This window comes from Undibacterium sp. GrIS 1.2, assembly GCF_040544435.1.
Lineage (GTDB): Bacteria > Pseudomonadota > Gammaproteobacteria > Burkholderiales > Burkholderiaceae_D > Undibacterium.
The window spans coordinates 59225-76535 of sequence record NZ_JBEONP010000010.1 but is presented as its reverse complement, the minus strand read 5'-3'; the positions used below and the strand labels follow the sequence as shown (position 1 = coordinate 76535).

Below are 17311 nucleotides of genomic sequence, written 5' to 3'. Positions count from 1 at the left end.
CAGGAACCAATTTTTAATCATACTGAAGAAAAGATTTTCAACTCTTGAATAAACATTCCTACCCCATTCCAAGCCGCGAGGAAATTCTCGGCATCCTGCGCACCTCTAGCTCCAAGCAAAAGGTGGAGACGATTGCAGACCAACTAGGCGTAAAACCTGAGGAGCTTGACGGCATGGTGCGACGATTAAACGCGATGGAAAGAGATGGGCAGGTCAAGCAAGATAAGTCTGGAAACTACACGCTTGCCAATCAGGATAATTTTATTTCCGGTCGAGTTAGCAGTCATCGCGATGGTTATGGGTTTTTAACGCCAGAAGACGGTAGCGAAGATTTGTTTTTGCCAGAACGAGAAATGCAACGCGTATTACATGGTGATCGCGTCACCGCACGTGTTGTCGGCACAGACCGGCGAGGTCGCCTGGAAGGTGGCATTATCGAAATTTTAGAGCGCGCTAATACCCATATCATTGGGCGGCTGCTCAATGAAAACGGCGTGTGGATCGTTGCTCCAGAAGATAAACGATTTAGTCAGGATATTTTGCTGGCGGGTTCGCCTGGCAAAGCTAAATCGGGACAAGTTGTTAGCGTAGAACTGACCGAACAACCGACTAAATATGCACAAGCAGTTGGCCGTATTGTTGAGGTATTAGGCGACGTTGATGATCCCGGAATGGAAATCGAAATCGCCGTCAGAAAATTTGGCGTGCCGCATGAGTTTTCTGAATCAGCAAAAAAAGCAGCCCGTAAATTGCCCTCAGAGATCCGCGATGCTGATTTAGTTGATCGCGTTGATTTGCGTGACATCCCGCTAGTAACAATTGATGGTGAAGACGCACGCGACTTTGATGATGCCGTATATTGCGAAGCCATTAAAACTGGTCGATCAAAAGGCTATCGTCTGATCGTTGCGATTGCCGATGTTAGTCATTACGTCAAACCAAATGACGCACTCGATCAAGATGCATTATTACGCAGTACATCGGTTTACTTCCCGCGCCGGGTTATCCCGATGCTGCCGGAAAAATTGTCGAATGGACTGTGCTCGCTGAATCCCGATGTTGATCGATTGACTTTAGTCTGCGATATGGTTATTTCTCTCGACGGGGAAGTGACAGCGTATCAATTTTATCCATCTGTTATTCATTCTTCCGCTCGCTTTACTTACACAGAAGTCGCTGCAATTTTAGGTAATACCAAAGGTCCTGAGGCAAACAAACGTCTGACCTTAGTACCGCACTTATTGGATTTATACGACTGTTTCCAGGCATTGTTAAAAGCCCGCCATCGTCGTGGTGCAATTGATTTTGAGACGACGGAAACCTACATCGTTTGCAATGCCGCCGGCAAGATAGAAAAAATTCTGCCGCGTAATCGCAATGATGCGCACAAGCTGATCGAAGAATGCATGTTGGCCGCCAATGTATGTGCTGCTAATTTGCTGGAGACATACAAGCAACCGGGAACCTATCGAATTCATGCAGGACCGACCAAAGAAAAATTGACGCAAGTCAGAAACTTCTTAAAGCAAGTCGGCCTTAATTTAACGGGTGGGGATAAACCATCCGCCTCTGATTATGCTGAACTCATGGGCAAAATCAAAGGGCGTCCAGACTCTAGTTTGCTGCAAACCATGTTGCTGCGCTCTATGCAACAAGCGGTCTACAGCCCGGATAATATCGGTCATTTTGGTTTGTCCTATGACGCTTATGCGCATTTCACCAGCCCGATCCGGCGTTATCCTGATCTGTTGACGCATAGAGCGATCAAAGCCATTTTGTTAGGCAAAAAATATGAACCAAAAGGGATAGATACCAGCTTGCTCAATACGACGGTTTCTAATGCTGCTCGTAAACAGCAAATTATTGATAAGGCTGCTGGTAAAAAGCCTAAAGCAGAACAAGATCTGACCATTTGGGATGCTCTTGGTGTGCATTGCTCTGCCAATGAGCGCAGAGCAGATGAGGCGTCCCGCGACGTGGAAGCCTGGCTGAAATGTTATTTCATCAGGAATAAACTCGGTGAAGAATTTAGCGGCACTATTTCGGGCGTAACGCAGTTTGGTATTTTCGTGCAGTTGGATGATATTTATATCGAAGGCCTGGTTCATATTACTGAACTTGGTGCAGATTATTTCCAGTTCGATGATGCACGTCACGAGTTGCGTGGTGAGCGCACTGGCAAGCGTTATCAACTAGCAGACAAAATCAAAGTGCAGGTTAGTCGGGTTGATCTTGACGCACGAAAAATCGACTTGGCAATTGTGCCAGCCAGCGGTACTGGTGCTCGCATTGCACCAGCGGCAGATGCCCGTGGTAATTCAGGCGCTACTGAGCGCGCTAAAGCAGGTAAAGCCAGCGTAGGTAAAGCTGGCGTGAAGACAAATAAGGCAAGTGCAAAAGCGCCGAATAAAATCGCTGCTAAGGCCGCTAGTCCTGCTGCGAATTCGCGTTCCGGTAAGCCTGCAACTACCGAACGCGCACCTCGCGCAGCATCTAGAAGCGGTAAAAAGAAACGCTAGAAGAAACGCTCAATTCCTGCATCAAAAAGCAGGTAATTGAGAGTGCTAAAGTAAAACAGATATGCATACGACATGTTAGATTTGCTGCAAATGCAGTAAGTGCTACAAACATTGTAAATATCCGATGTAGTAAATATTTCATGTCGTAAGTGCCCATGGAATAAGTGTCCCATTTAGTTGAACAAAGAAATAAATTAAAGAAGTAAATAATGAAAAATAAAATGATTTTTGGTTTCCATGCTGTGACATCTCGTATTCGTCATGAGGCGTCCTCAGTAGAGGAAATTTACGTGGATTCTTCGCGTGTTGATGGCCGTATGAAAGACCTGTTAAGTGCAGCAAAAGCAGCAGGTGTGCGTATTATTCCGGCAGATGATCAGCGTTTATCCAATATTGTCGGCACTCGCCGTCATCAAGGTGTTGTGGCAAAAGCAGGTGAGTTATCTTTAGCACGCAATCTGGATGAATTATTGGATGCAATTGAAGGTCCACCCTTATTGCTCATCTTGGATGGCATCACCGATCCGCATAATCTGGGCGCATGTTTACGGGTAGCCGATGGTGCCGGTGCTCACGCAGTCATTGCGCCAAAAGACCGGGCTGTTGGTTTAAACGCGACTGCAGCCAAAGTCGCCAGCGGCGCGGCAGAGACGGTGCCGTACATCACAGTAACGAATCTGGCGCGTACTTTGCGCGAATTAAAAGAACGCGACATCATGTTGGTCGGTACCTCTGATGAAGTGGATAAGACGATTTACGACGTTGATTTTAAGGGCGGTATTGCGATCGTCATGGGCTCAGAAGGCGAGGGCATGCGTCGCTTGACTAGAGAAATCTGCGATGCATTGGTTAGTATTCCAATGTTTGGTTCGGTTGAAAGTTTAAATGTCTCAGTTGCCTCTGGCTTGTGTCTATACGAAGCTCGTAGACAGCGTTTGCCGGGTGTCCGATAATATTCTTGTCTCTATATCGACATTTCTTTAGCGGTGCTCTGATCTGTTCATCTTAGCTCGGACTCCTCAGGAGTTCGTTTAGTGTCGGCAGGAATTTTCTGGACGCGCTAAGATGCATCTCCCTTTTGGTTTCTGCCATTATCCTTTTTTATCTTTTATAGATCACATCATGTTTAGCCGCTTGCGCGAAGATATCGCCAACATCATCCAACGAGATCCTGCTGCCCGCAATACTTGGGAGGTCGTGACTTGTTATCCAGGCTTTCATGCAATCTTGATGCATGGTTGGGCAAAGTGGTGCTGGACTCGTGGTTTGAAGTGGCTGGGGCGTTTTATTGCCCATTTGGCGCGCATAGTGACTGGGATAGAAATCCATCCGGGCGCAACCATAGGACGCAGAGTTTTTATCGATCATGGTTTTGGTGTTGTGATTGGTGAGACCGCGGAGATCGGTGACGACTGCACGATCTACCAGGGAGTGACGTTAGGTGGGACTTCACTCTCTAAAGGCGCCAAGCGGCATCCGACTTTAGAGCCAGGTGTGATTGTCGGTGCCGGTGCTAAAGTGTTAGGTGGTTTTACAATTGGTGCCGGTGCCAAAATTGGTTCTAATTCTGTCGTGGTCAAACCCGTGCCAGCTGGCGCAACTGCCGTCGGCAATCCGGCTCATATCGTAAAAAAAGAATCCGCGTCCGATGTTGGTACAGGCAATTTGTTTAGTGCCTATGGCGTAACGTCGAACGGTGATGATCCGATCTCTAAAGTGCTACATAAGTTAATTGACCATGCCGCTGCACAGCAAGAGCAAATAGAAAAATTAACCATCGCACTTGCCAGTGCAGGCATCGCCTGTGAGCAACAAGCGGCCACCGATAAGCTCAATCCAGAACAAATTAATAGTTTGGTTGATTGATTTATCTGCGGTGGTAATTTTATTCTTTTAGGACTTACGCAAAATCGATAATGTACTTTGCTTTTCTTACAGAGCTAAAATAATTTAGTCGGCCAGACCCTGGAAATATCAATCAAAAATGGCATTGAATTATTACATGTCGGATTAATATACTCCCCCCTTAAATTCGTCAAAATAGCCGTATCGACCAGATTATTAATGGACATCTAAATATACCGTATAGGAGTATATTCTAGGCGAGAGTGTTCAGATTGCTTCAGATGGAGTATCTAAGCGTGTTCCATCAAACTGATAACTGACGAATTCTCCATTGTCGTAGAGCGCAAGCCAGCCACCACGAGCTAGCTCCGTTGTGCCTACATCGCAATCCCAATCAGGTAAGACATAGCGTGTAGTTTGTCCGTGCTGGTGTATTGCAGGCCTGTGTGTGTGTCCATGAACCATGATCTTAGCGCCGCTCTCTGAGAAAAGCTTTTCTATCGCTGCTTGATTGACATCCATGATCGCAAGGCTTTTGCCTTTTTGTTCCATCTTGCTGTCTTTGCGCATACCTTCAATAATAGCTTTGCGCTGTGTCAGTGGCATGTTGAGAAACTGTGTTTGCCACGCCGTTTGACGTACTTGATTGCGAAACGCTATATATGCAACATCGTCAGTACATTGTGCGTCACCGTGGGCAATTACTATTTCCTTGCCAGTCAGCGTAATCACGCTTGGGTCAGGTAGTAACTGAGCGCCGGTCGCCTCTGCAAATAGATCGCCAATTAAAAAATCCCGATTGCCGGCGATCCAGAAGATCTCTGTTCCGGTATCGTTCACTGCGCGTAGAGCGTCGACTATTTTTTGATTATAGTCATCGACAATATCGTCATCGCCAGCCCAATATTCAAACAAATCACCCAACAAAAATAATTGTTTTGCTTGAGGTGCCTGCGTTTTTAAAAACGCAAAAAAAGCTTGGCTAGTTTTTGGGAGCAATGCGCGTAAATGCACATCAGAAGCAAAAAGCGCAACCAAAGTTGGCTGCGCTTTTGAGTGGTTATATGGAGCGATCACTATCGACTAATTTCTTTTCGTTTAATGATTTAAACGATTTCTGCTTTTTCAATCAAAACATTTTCTACTGGCACATCTTGGAACATGCCGGTACGGGTTGTTTTGACCGATTTGATTTTATCTACAATATCCTTACCTTCTGTCACTGTGCCAAAGACACAGTAGCCCCAGCCATCTTGTCCCGGATAATCCAGAAAACTGTTATTGCCAGTATTAATGAAGAACTGCGCAGAAGCAGAATGAGGGTCGCCAGTACGCGCCATTGCGATGGTGTAATGTTGATTTTTTAAACCATTTTTTGCTTCATTTTCAATCGGAGCATTAGTCGGTTTTTGCTTCATGCCTGGCTCAAAGCCGCCGCCTTGAATCATAAAGCCATCGATAACGCGGTGAAAAATCGTGCCGCTGTAGTGGCCGGACTCGACATAAGCGATAAAGTTAGCGACTGTTTTAGGCGCTTTTTCGGCATCGAGTTCGATTTTGATATTGCCATGATTGGTGGTCAGAATAACGGCCATGATAGTCCTTGATAAGTAAAGATGAAGAGGTTTTATTAGTTAGATACTTGATTGTATATTATTTGATTAGCTTGGCAGATTCTATAATGACAGGACGATTGGGAACGTTTTCCATCATGCCTGAACTACTGGTTTCGACTGCTTTGATTTTATTCACTACGTCCATGCCGCTAATGACTTTGCCAAAAACAGCATAACCGGCGGTGGCTAACAAGGCCTCTGCACGTGGCGCTTTAGTCAGATTGCCTCTGCGGCTAAATTCTACAGGATCACCTTCCGACAATACCTGATGATTTAAAAATTCGTTATCGTTGACGTTAATAAAAAATTGGGCTGTCGCCGAATTAGGATCATTGGTGCGTGCCATAGCAACGGTGCCGACATCATTTTTCCAGCCAGCTTCCAAGGACTGACGTGCTTCTAGCGCGATAGGCTTATTGGTTGATTTTTCTTTCATGTTTTTATCAAAACCGCCACCTTGGATCATGAAGTTATCAATCACACGATGAAAAATCGTGCCATTGTAATGGCCTGCTTTGACATAACGGATAAAATTTTCTACCGTTTTGGGCGCTGCTTCAGGATGTAATTCCAACACAATTTCACCCAAATTCGTTTTTAATGCCACTTTGGGAAAGTCTTGTGCGACGGCGAATGTGGTATTTAAAGCCAGAACGGATCCGGCCAATAAAGATAATAAGGAGAGCGCGCGACGGCGGTTGTATGACATAGTTTTCCTTGGCTGGTTAAACTTGTGCTTCATAGATGATTCTCCACTTAGCAGCTTCTTTGATCCAATACTGACGTTTACGTACGCTACTTTTACTTTTACCTGCAATCGTCTCCTGGGTGAAGGTGCTGACGATTAACTCATCTTTGCCTGGGTAACGGAATTGCGTTACTTCTTTCAGCTTGATAGACAGATGCTGCAAGCCCTCAATCGCTTGTTGCTGCTTTGGAAACCAAACGTTGAGATTGTCGCCCTGCATGGTCTTAAAATTTCTTGAATAATTATTCAGCAGACGATTCGGATTTTGACTTTCTAAATCCGCACGCCAGTCTTCTAACATTTTACTGGCAGATTGTTTCTCTACATTCCATTTTGCTGCCGTCAAAAATTCTAATTGCTCGCTGATGATCACAGGTGTTTTGCCGATGTCAATCATGGCAGCAATTTTTAAAAAATCAGGATTAGTCAAAACAACGCATCCATCAGATGCCATAGGCGGGCGGCTAAAATTTTCTGATGGAACACCATGCAACCAAATGCCTGATCCGCTGCGGCCATTGATTTTATCCCATTCGTTTGGATAGTTAACTGGTAGCGCACCAGGACCATAAAAGTCAGGGAGTTTAGAGCCGGACAGATGACTCGTAATGTAGTACACACCTATCGGCGTCTTTTGATCGCCTTCTTTTGATTTATTGATGCCAAACTTGCCTTGGCTGACATAAAAATCGGTAAGGAATTTGAGTTGTCCATGCTCGTTTTCATACAAATACAGACGTGATTTTTTTGCGTCAACTAGTAAGACTTGTTTTTGATCTTCTCTGAGCTGCAGAATATTTCGTGGCACTAGATTAGGGTCTGGTTTTTCACGAATCGCTTTTAGTCGGACAATCGCCTCGTCACGCAGGTCTTTGAGTTTTTCTGCCGATCCGTTTGAGCTGCCACCAAAGCTATTCACCGGGCGGGTATGCATCAAGAGTAAATCTCCGCGTATCAAATGTCCTAATTGGAAATTTGGATAGGCTTCTACCAGATCATCCGCTTTTAACTGAGCCTCTTGCAAATGATTTGCGGCAAGATTTTTATAGACTTCAATTAATAAAATATCTGGATCAGGCAGGTGCTGAATGGCATCGGCAGACGCTGTTTTCTCATTACGTGACTTAGCATGAAGTAATGATGGCACTGTGAAAAGTGACATCGTTATCAACAATAAAAAACTCAAACAAAAATATTGTCTAGCTTTAAGCAGACGAGAATAAAAAAACACAGCAGAGCGATACATCAGCTACCCGCACGCTCCTGCTTGATGAGCCATTTCCCATCCTGTTTTACCAGCGCTAAGGTTTTGCGACTATTGGCTGTCAGTTGGTCAGAGCTATAAATTTGACGGAATTTTACGGTGGCATTGTTACCATCAATACTGACTTTAGCTGATTCAATCTTGACGTTAATGTGACCTTTGCCCTCAATTCTGGCGCGACGTTCTTCGGCCCAAGCTTTGCGGGTTTCACCTTTGGGAGTATCGAAGTCTTTGGCGTAATGGGCAAGATATGCACTGGTATCTTTACCACTCCATGCTTTTGCCCAGCTTTCTACTACTTTCAAAGCGTCATCCTGATCATTATTTGTTGCGGCAATAACCGGTTTTGCTTCTACTTTTGGATCGGTTTTTGGTGTCGCTTTAGTCTCAACTTTTGCTGTTTTAACCGGGTCTGGCTCTGCTCTGGCCGGAGCGACTTTAGTTGGATTTGCCGCAGCGACGGCAGGCGCGCTGCTTGCTGCTTTAGGGTTGGTGCCGCCTGTCGTATTGCCAATCAGATTTTTGACTAGCGTCAGTTTTAGTTTTGCACCGGTGTTTGCAGAATCAAGTTGCAGGGCTTTGTCGTACGATTGGCTCGCTAATTTCGCGTAGACGTCACCTAAGTTCTCATGCGCTGTGCCATAAGTAGGGTTAGTCCGAATCGCCATTTCTAACGATGCTCTGGCTTTATCGTATTGTCCTGTGGAGGCATACAATACTGCCAGATTATTATAAGGTTCTGGCAACTCAGGGTAATCGTCGGTCAACTTGGAAAATACCGTAATCGCTTCTGATGATTTATTTTGATCAGTCAGAATCAAACCTTTAAGAAAGCGTAATTGCGCGTCTTTAGGGCGTTGGACTAATAATGCGTCCAGTTTTGCAGAGGCCTCTACCGTTTGTCCAGCACGAAACATTTTAGAAATATCCGATGCGTCATCCGCAAAAGATGGCGATGACATCAGCGCCAAAGACAGGCTTGATAACGCAAAAACACTTTTAAAGATGTGGCGCATAGTAAATGGACTTGGTTTCATTAGTGAACAGAGGAACATCGCTTCGGCAATGTTATACTGAGTATAAAGCGACATCTTAACAAAGATGCGCACAAAATGGGTTTTTGACACGTTTTAGCTTTAACAAGTAAACATGCCGACAACGGAGTTTATTTGCTTAATGCCATTGCGCGCAATCATCTTGCAAAACAATTTACACGCAGCTCATGACTAAACAAAAAATATACAACACCCTGACTCGCGAAAAGCAAATCTTCGTCCCGATTGAACCTGGCAAAATTCGTATGTATGTATGCGGTATGACGGTCTATGACTATTGTCATTTAGGGCATGCGCGCGTGATGGTCGTATTTGATATGGTGCAGCGCTGGTTGAGAAATTCTGGTTTTGATGTGACCTATGTACGGAATATCACGGACATCGACGACAAAATCATCAAACGCGCAGTTGAGAACGGTGAAACAATTTCGCAACTGACCGGTCGTTTTATCGATTATATGAATGAGGATGCTGAGGCCTTGGGTGTGCAGGCACCTGATTATGCGCCGCGGGCAACGCAATATATTCCACAAATGCTCAATTTGATCGGCAAGTTGGAAGCAAATGGTTTGGCGTATAAAGCAACTGATGGTGATGTTAATTATTCTGTTCGTGACTTTGCTGGTTATGGCAAGTTATCGGGTAAGTCATTAGACGATCTGCGCGCTGGTGAAAGAATCGATATTAATACCGGTAAACGTGACCCTTTGGATTTTGTACTTTGGAAGTCCGCTAAAGAAACCGAACCTGAAGAAGTGAAATGGCAATCGCCATGGGGAACGGGACGACCGGGTTGGCATATTGAATGCTCAGCAATGGCAGGTGATTTATTGGGTGAGCAATTTGATATTCATGGTGGCGGGCAAGATTTGCAGTTCCCTCATCATGAAAACGAAATTGCGCAGTCTGAGGGCGCTCATCAGCACACTTTCGTTAATTATTGGATGCATAACGGGTTTGTACGTTTGGACAACGAAAAAATGTCTAAATCGTTGGGTAACTTTTTTACGATACGTGATGTTCTCAAAAAATACGACCCGGAAGTGGTTCGTTTCTTCATATTAAGAGCACATTATCGTAGCCCACTAAATTATTCTGATGCGCATTTGGATGACGCAAAATCAGCTTTGACTCGTTTGTACAATGCTTTAAAAGAAATACCAGGTGACGCATTACCTCTGGATCTGAGTGATGCCTACGCCCAACGTTTTGCTGATGCAATGCTGGATGATTTCAATACACCAATTGCAATCTCTGTCTTGTTTGACTTGGCAAATGACCTGAATAAAACGAAATCCCCTATACTTGCGCGACAATTAAAAGCCTTAGCTGGAACGATAGGCTTGCTACAACGCTCGCCAAGCGAGTATTTGCATGCATCTCCCCAAATTTTGAATGACAACGATATGACCCAGATCCAGTCAAGGATTGATGCGCGTACTGCGGCAAAAATAGCAAAGAATTTTGCGGAATCCGACCGGCTTCGTAACGAACTTTTAGCTGAAGGCATTATTCTTGAGGACAAAGCTGGTGGTTTGACCGAGTGGCGCAGGGCATGAGTGTTATCGAAAAAATAGGTCTTTCATCTAAAGATATGCCGCAAGTACCAGCATATTGGGAGAGTGCAAAAGTTGAGTTGATGAAACGCGATAGAATTATGCGCAAACTGATCCCTCAATTTGGCGATTTGTATCTAATTGGTCGCGACGACCCTTTTACAACCCTCACGCGCTCTATTTTAGCTCAGCAAATTTCGGTAAAATCCGCAGATGCTTTATGGCAACGCTTCCTCGAACTTTGCCCAAAATGTACATATGTACAAGTGTTGAAAGCCGGAAGCGATAAATTGCTTGCCTGCGGCTTGTCCAAACGCAAAACAGAATATATTCTTGACCTTGCTGAGCATTTTAAAGAGAAAAGACTGCACGTCGACAAATGGGCGGAGATGGCCGACGAAGACGTCATTTCGGAGTTAATACAAATTCGGGGCATAGGACGCTGGACAGCAGAGATGTTTTTGATATTTAATCTGCTCCGTCCGAATATTTTGCCTTTGGATGATCCCGGATTACTTAAAGGCATTAGTACTAACTATTTTTCCGGTGAGCCCGTTTCTCGCAGTGATGCAAGAGAGGTGGCTGCAAACTGGGGCACTTGGTGCACGGTGGCAACCTGGTATTTATGGCGCAGCCTTGATCCGGTAGCAGAATAATATTTTAAAGTTAAGAAACAGCGGCTTGGTTTTGACTGATGTTGAGATCAATGTTGTCAATTGGGAGTCACAATGACTAAAACGACATTTCTGGGGTTTGAGCAATCTATTGCAGAGCTCGAAACAAAAATTGAAGAATTGCGCTTTGTGCAAGATGATTCTGCAGTAGATATTTCTGAAGAGATCGACCGGTTATCTAAAAAGAGCCAGATGTTGACCAAAGATATCTATGCAAAACTCACTCCTTGGCAAGTCTCACAAATTTCTCGTCATCCGCAACGTCCTTACACAATGGACTATGTGAACCAGATATTCACTGATTTCCATGAGTTGCACGGCGACCGTAGTTTTGCAGATGATCAGGCGATTGTTGGTGGATTGGCTCGTTTTAACGGGCAATCTTGTATGGTAATCGGGCATCAAAAAGGACGCGACACAAAAGAACGCGCAATGCGTAACTTCGGTATGCCGAAGCCAGAAGGCTACAGAAAAGCCATGCGTCTGATGAAACTGGCTGAGAAATTTAATATTCCCGTATTTACTTTTATCGATACCACCGGTGCCTGGCCTGGGATTGACGCTGAAGAACGCGGACAGTCTGAGGCTATTGGCCACAATTTGTATGTGATGGCAGAGTTAAAAGTGCCACTAATCGCAACTATTATCGGTGAGGGCGGTTCTGGTGGCGCATTGGCACTGGCGGTTGGCGATGCAGTATTGATGCTGCAATATGCAACTTATTCAGTCATTTCGCCTGAGGGCTGCGCTTCTATTTTATGGAAAACTTCTGACCGTGCTGCGGATGCGGCTGAGGCATTAGGTCTTACAGCGCATCGATTAAAAGCGATGGGTTTGATCGATAAAATTATCAATGAGCCTTTAGGTGGCGCGCATCGCGACCCTAAGCAAATGTGTGCTTTCGTAAAGCGTGCATTAGCAGATACTTTGCGTCAATTTCAAGGCGTTAAAACCAAAGATTTATTGGCAGCACGTCATGAAAAATTGATGAGCTATGGTAAGTTCAAGGAAACTAAACTGTCAGAATGACGGCGACCAAAAATGAGCGTACGTTGGCTTATCATTTTGAACGCACGCTTAACGAGATACTTTCAAAAAATGCTTTGTCTTTGCCGGAACAAGGTTTGGCCGTCGCTTATAGCGGCGGTTTAGATTCTTCAGTCTTACTTGCTTTGGCAAATCAGTTTTGCCAGAAACATAAAATCCCACTTTTTGCATTTCATGTACACCATGGTTTAAGCATTAATGCCGATGCTTGGCTCAAACATTGCGCATCGGTTTGTGCTTTGTCAGGTGTTACTTTTGCTGGCGTCAAAGTCATAGTGGATCAGCAAAGCAAGGATGGTATTGAATCCTCTGCACGTGAGGCACGTTATAAAGCGCTAGGTGCTTTATGCCAAGAACGACAACTACCTATTATCCTGACGGCGCATCATCAAGACGATCAGGCCGAAACTGTATTGCTACAGTTATTACGTGGCTCTGGTGTTGCTGGGCTATCCGGGATGGATTTATCTAATAAAGCACCTAAATTATTAGGGTCGGATACCGTCATGTTGGCCAGGCCCTTGCTTGGAGTGACGCGACAAAGCTTGTTGGACTATTCCGATGAAGCAACGATTGCTTATGTCGACGACGAATCTAATGCAGATCAGCGTTATGCCCGAAATGCCTTACGACATCAGGTGATGTCCGTCTTATCGGTGATTTCGCCTGGCTACACTGAACGCTTGGCAAGAAGTGCCTCCCACGCCCAGTCAACAAACCGATTACTGACGGAATTAGCGCGGCAAGATAGAAGTGTCTGCGAAATAGATGGCGCATTGGATATTAGTTTGTTGCGTAATTACAGCATTGACCGCATCGATAATTTATTGCGATTTTGGCTGGGAGAGCAGGGCGTGTGCATGCCAACTACTGCCAGGCTAACAGAAATGCGACATCAGCTTTTTGATGGGCGAGACGACGCAAAAATTAGTGTCTTTCACGATACGTTGGGGATTCATCGATACAAGAATAAAATTTACGCTTCCCCGAAAGATGTTGTAAAAGGCAGTGAGATAACTCCAATACAATTTAGTTGGAATGGCGAGCCCAGCATCCCATTTCTTAGTTACGGTGGAACCTTATATTTTGAAGAGTGTTCTTCGGGAGTTGATCTGATTTGGTTAAAGCAACAAGTTTTGACTATACATCCTCGCCAAGGTGGTGAACGCTTGAAGTTGGCATTTAATCGGCCAACCAGAGATATCAAAAGTCATTACCAAACCTTGAAAATCCCATTTTGGCAACGAGAACGTTTGCCATTTATATCTGCTGGAAGCAAACTCTTGTTTGCTGCTGGTGTCGGCATGGAGTCCGCATTTTTCACAGACGATGCAAACGTAAAAATCTGTATCAAGTGGGAATCTGATGCTAATTAACCGAGCACGTAAAAGAATCATGGTTTTAGAATGAAGCACCAAAATATACGCAGTGTTTATTCTGGTTTATGTTGTCGTCGATGCGTAAATTTAGATGATTATATTTATACTCCAGGTATGTATATTCGGTTGTCCATATAATCATTGAGGTAGCAGCCATTTTTTGGAATTGTTATGGGGAGTATAGTTAGTTTCCTCTAGATTTAATGCGCGAAAGCTATCTAAATTTTCCTGATCTCATCTAATTGATTTAAAAAAATTACGTAGTTTTAAATACTATTGCTATCAATTAGGCAATATTAATAAAAATAATGACGAGTATGAAATGACAAATATGAAGCGACAAATTGTTTTAGATACGGAAACAACAGGACTCAACGCCAGAACTGGCGACAGAGTGATTGAGATTGGTTGTGTAGAATTAATTAACCGCAAGCTAACTGGCAATAATTTTCATCGCTACATTAATCCTGAACGTGACTCGGAAGAGGGCGCGTTAGCCGTTCATGGACTGACAACAGAGTTCTTAAGCGACAAGCCTAAATTTGCAGAAATTGTCCAAGAGTTTTGCGCTTATATTAAAGATGCAGAAGTTGTTATCCATAATGCACCGTTTGACGTCGGTTTTCTTAATGCCGAGTTTCTCCGCCTTAATTTGCCTGTCTTTACCGACTATGTAGAGCAAGTTACTGACACATTAGTGCAGGCAAAGGAGTTGCATCCAGGAAAGCGTAACTCTCTCGATGCCCTCTGTACTCGCTATGACGTTTCTAATTCGCACCGAAAACTCCACGGAGCATTATTAGATGCCGAGTTATTGGCGGATGTGTTCCTGGCGATGTCTCGTGGGCAAAATAGTTTTGCTATAGAGGCTGAAGTGGAAGAAAAAGTGTCTGTGGTAGAGGAGATACTTCCAGACATTCCGCTGCAAGGCGTTATTGTTGTTTGCGCCTCTGATGATGAGCTTGCTGCACATGAGACCTTGTTGGTCGGTTTAGGTAAAGAAGTGCGTGGCCAAAGTATTTGGCATTCAAATAGTCAAACAGCAGAATAAATCTCTGCATTGACTGCAATTTTCAATTGCACATGATTATATTTTCAACTTTTGTCAGTAGTTCATCCTTCCACAATTCCAAATCCATACAAATTAATAATAAAAAATCATTGATTTGTATGGTTTTCGGCATGTTTTGTTGCAAGCAAGCGATTTCTTCCAAAATATTTTTCAATTTTTTACTAAAGTTTTGGATTTTTGCGTCGTTAAACAAACATAGATAAATAAAAAAATATTTTTAATAAACCCTAAAGTTATTGATTTCGGTGCCGTTAATAGTACTGAAGATAGAACAAAGTATATTAATTTTTTACCTAAGTTCTTGATTTAATTGAACAAACTATTTTTTCTAAAAATAATAAAAATCAAAAATTCTTTTCAAATTCTTTCTAAAAGAAATCAAATATAGCTCGTAGGAAAAACTCCTACGAGTTTTTTCTGTTTTTCCTCATCTTAAATACCTCTTCCTGCCTATACTCCGGTATTTTTCTTGCATCCACAATGTATCTCACTGGCAACGAACTCTGTGCCGGGTTAAACAAGATGGAGGGTAGAAAAATGACACCGAACGATATGATGGCTGAAATTCGCGACGCTAACTTAAGTTATCTGATGCTCGCTCAGCAAATGATTCGTGCTGACAAAGCTACTGCGATATTTCGTTTAGGCATAGCGAAAGAAATCGCTGACCTGATTGAAGGGTTGAACAACGCACAAATTCTTAAGCTTGCTGGCTCTAACATGATGCTTGCTCGCTTTAGATTTGAAGACAGTGCCATTTTGTGCATGTTGACAAATTATAATAAAGAACGCGCCTTGGCACATTCTCATGCTGCAATTTTAATGGCTGGACAAGCTGTTGAGGAAATTCATTAAAGAGATTCATTAGTTTCTGACTATTTAATAATTTTTCAACACTGAGGTGATCAAAATGGCTAGCAAAAGCGTAGTAAATGAAGCACACGAAATTCGGTTGGCAATTGATTTAGTCAATCTTGGCGCACGTTTGCAGCTTTTGGAGTCCGAAACGAGTTTGTCTCGTGAGCGATTGTTGAAAATATATAAAGAGCTAAAGGGTGTGTCACCTCCTAAAGGGATGCTGCCTTTTTCTACAGAATGGTTTATTACTTGGCAGCCAAATATCCATTCATCGTTATTTATGAACATTCACAAGTATTTGCATGATCATGCAGATATCAGTGGCATTGAGGCTGTTGTCAAAGCTTATCGACTTTATTTAGAACAAACACCGCCTCAAGCAGGTGATGAGCCAGTGCTGTCATTGACGCGTGCTTGGACCTTGGTGAGGTTTTTTGATGCGAAAATTCTGAAATTCACAAAATGCAACAAATGTGGCGGGCAATTTGTTGCACACACATTGGATTTGCATGATGATTATGCATGTGGTTTATGCCATGTCCCTTCACGAGCAGGCAAGACTAAAAGAGCCCGTGAATTAGACTCAATAGCGATGGTTGCATAATGCAGACGATTTTTCGGAGCCTTTTTGAACCTAAGGTCAAAGCAAACAAACGAAAATGATATTTCTTTGGCGGGTAAGCCATTGCTCCCGCCTGCCTTGCAGTCGTTATTGATACAGATTTTTTCCCTCCTTCTTTGCCTCGTCGTTGCTCTTGTTGTAGGCGTCAGCTTCAAAAAAAATATTCCTCCAATTACCATCATTTTTGCGCAAGCAATTGTCGCCTGTTGTTTTTCATATTGGCGAAAAATGGATTGGTGGTGGTGGATTATTCACTTCCTCTTTCCCCTTGCTGTCTTCGTACTCTTGGCCTTTGATATTCCACGTTATTACTATTTATGTGGTTTTATTTTTTTGGCTTTACTTTTTTGGAGTACGTTTCGCACGCAGGTGCCGTATTACCCATCTAAATCCTCTTTGTTACCGACATTATTTGAGTTATTGCCAGACAGACCTGTCCATTTTGTTGATGTTGGCAGTGGGCTGGGCGGCTTGGTTCTCAAATTGGTGCAAGTAAGACGGGACAGTTTTTTTTATGGTGTTGAAATCGCGCCATTGCCTTGGTTTATCAGTTATTTAAGAGCGAAATTTAATCGAGCCAAAGTTGAGTTTTTATTCTGTAGCTACGAGAGAATTGATTTGAACCAATTCGATGTTGTATTTGCTTATCTTTCGCCTGCTGCAATGCCATCGTTATGGGAGAAAGTGCGGAAAGAAATGACGCCAGGGTCATTACTGCTTAGCTATGAATTTATAGTGCCGAATGTTGCTCCCGACTTGTGTATAAATAAAAATCCTAATGATCCAACACTATATGTATGGCGCATATAATAGTAATCATGTAATGTATTCCTCAGGCAATACTCAATTGCTTTTAAGCTTCAAGAGAATAGTGCAGAGCTGCTAAGAATAAAATATTTGGCTTAGCCAAGAGCTTGAAGTAGTGAGAAATAAACGTCTCTTTATGTAAATTTTTCGTACCTTTTGCGTTATTGTTGTTTGAACTTTGATTGTGATTGGCTATGGTACTCCTAGGTAGTATATTTTATTGTCCAGGTAATACTTGGACAGTAAGGT

At 43.4% G+C, this 17311-nt stretch carries 16 protein-coding genes; 11 read left to right on the top strand and 5 right to left on the bottom strand.

From position 1 onward, the window contains the following. Window positions 1-44: 44 nt before the first annotated feature. From rnr to cysE, 3 genes are all read left to right on the top strand, one after another. Window positions 45-2519, top strand: a complete 2475-nt coding sequence (gene rnr / locus AAKU61_RS06225; RefSeq protein WP_354330555.1) for a ribonuclease R — start codon at window positions 45-47, stop codon at window positions 2517-2519. A 209-nt stretch (window positions 2520-2728) separates the two neighbouring features. Beyond that, window positions 2729-3472 carry a 23S rRNA (guanosine(2251)-2'-O)-methyltransferase RlmB gene (rlmB, locus tag AAKU61_RS06220; RefSeq protein ID WP_354330553.1) on the top strand — a complete coding sequence of 248 codons (744 nt, stop codon included), beginning with the start codon at window positions 2729-2731 and terminating at the stop codon, window positions 3470-3472. A 169-nt stretch (window positions 3473-3641) separates the two neighbouring features. Further along, window positions 3642-4385 carry a serine O-acetyltransferase gene (cysE, locus tag AAKU61_RS06215; RefSeq protein WP_354330551.1) on the top strand — a complete coding sequence of 248 codons (744 nt, stop codon included), beginning with the start codon at window positions 3642-3644 and terminating at the stop codon, window positions 4383-4385. A gap of 246 nt (window positions 4386-4631) precedes the next feature. Here cysE and AAKU61_RS06210 read toward each other — a convergent pair whose 3' ends face one another. The 5 genes from AAKU61_RS06210 to AAKU61_RS06190 all read right to left on the bottom strand — a co-directional run bounded on the left by AAKU61_RS06210 (window position 4632) and on the right by AAKU61_RS06190 (window position 9008). After that, window positions 4632-5441: a UDP-2,3-diacylglucosamine diphosphatase gene (locus AAKU61_RS06210; protein ID WP_354330549.1), complete on the bottom strand. Its 810-nt coding sequence runs from the start codon at window positions 5439-5441 to the stop codon at window positions 4632-4634. A 29-nt stretch (window positions 5442-5470) separates the two neighbouring features. Next, on the bottom strand, window positions 5471-5959 hold the full coding sequence (locus AAKU61_RS06205; RefSeq protein WP_354330547.1) for a peptidylprolyl isomerase: 489 nt from the start codon (window positions 5957-5959) through the stop codon (window positions 5471-5473). 58 nt (window positions 5960-6017) lie between these two features. Further along, a complete protein-coding gene (locus AAKU61_RS06200) occupies window positions 6018-6689 on the bottom strand; it encodes a peptidylprolyl isomerase (RefSeq protein WP_354330545.1) in 672 nt (223 codons plus the stop codon). Between the two features lie 16 nt (window positions 6690-6705). Further along, window positions 6706-7890, bottom strand: coding sequence for a L,D-transpeptidase family protein (locus tag AAKU61_RS06195; RefSeq protein ID WP_354330543.1), 1185 nt, complete (start codon window positions 7888-7890; stop codon window positions 6706-6708). An 83-nt stretch (window positions 7891-7973) separates the two neighbouring features. Next, a complete protein-coding gene (locus tag AAKU61_RS06190; protein ID WP_354330541.1) occupies window positions 7974-9008 on the bottom strand; it encodes a L,D-transpeptidase Cds6 family protein in 1035 nt (344 codons plus the stop codon). Window positions 9009-9214: 206 nt separating this feature from the next. Here AAKU61_RS06190 and cysS point away from each other — a divergent pair, with 206 nt between their 5' ends. The 8 genes from cysS (at window position 9215) to AAKU61_RS06150 (ending at window position 17065) form a co-directional block, all read left to right on the top strand. After that, window positions 9215-10606: a cysteine--tRNA ligase gene (gene cysS, locus AAKU61_RS06185; protein WP_354330539.1), complete on the top strand. Its 1392-nt coding sequence runs from the start codon at window positions 9215-9217 to the stop codon at window positions 10604-10606. Next, the gene (locus tag AAKU61_RS06180) at window positions 10603-11259 is read left to right on the top strand and encodes a DNA-3-methyladenine glycosylase family protein (protein WP_354330625.1); all 657 of its coding nucleotides are present in this window, start codon (window positions 10603-10605) and stop codon (window positions 11257-11259) included. Before cysS ends, AAKU61_RS06180 begins: the two co-directional genes overlap by 4 nt. 72 nt (window positions 11260-11331) lie before the next feature. Then, complete coding sequence (locus tag AAKU61_RS06175; RefSeq protein ID WP_322119064.1) at window positions 11332-12306, top strand: acetyl-CoA carboxylase carboxyltransferase subunit alpha; 975 nt, start codon at window positions 11332-11334, stop codon at window positions 12304-12306. After that, window positions 12303-13700, top strand: coding sequence for a tRNA lysidine(34) synthetase TilS (gene tilS, locus AAKU61_RS06170; RefSeq protein ID WP_354330537.1), 1398 nt, complete (start codon window positions 12303-12305; stop codon window positions 13698-13700). The genes AAKU61_RS06175 and tilS overlap by 4 nt, the downstream gene beginning before the upstream one ends. 325 nt (window positions 13701-14025) lie before the next feature. Then, window positions 14026-14754 (top strand): DNA polymerase III subunit epsilon, encoded by a 729-nt coding sequence (dnaQ, locus tag AAKU61_RS06165; protein ID WP_354330535.1) that lies wholly within the window; start codon window positions 14026-14028, stop codon window positions 14752-14754. Window positions 14755-15312: 558 nt separating this feature from the next. Continuing rightward, on the top strand, window positions 15313-15630 hold the full coding sequence (gene flhD / locus AAKU61_RS06160; protein ID WP_262836001.1) for a flagellar transcriptional regulator FlhD: 318 nt from the start codon (window positions 15313-15315) through the stop codon (window positions 15628-15630). Window positions 15631-15685: 55 nt separating this feature from the next. Then, complete coding sequence (flhC, locus tag AAKU61_RS06155; protein ID WP_322119061.1) at window positions 15686-16237, top strand: flagellar transcriptional regulator FlhC; 552 nt, start codon at window positions 15686-15688, stop codon at window positions 16235-16237. 24 nt (window positions 16238-16261) lie between these two features. Beyond that, on the top strand, window positions 16262-17065 hold the full coding sequence (locus tag AAKU61_RS06150; protein ID WP_354330533.1) for a class I SAM-dependent methyltransferase: 804 nt from the start codon (window positions 16262-16264) through the stop codon (window positions 17063-17065). Window positions 17066-17311 lie beyond the last annotated feature (246 nt).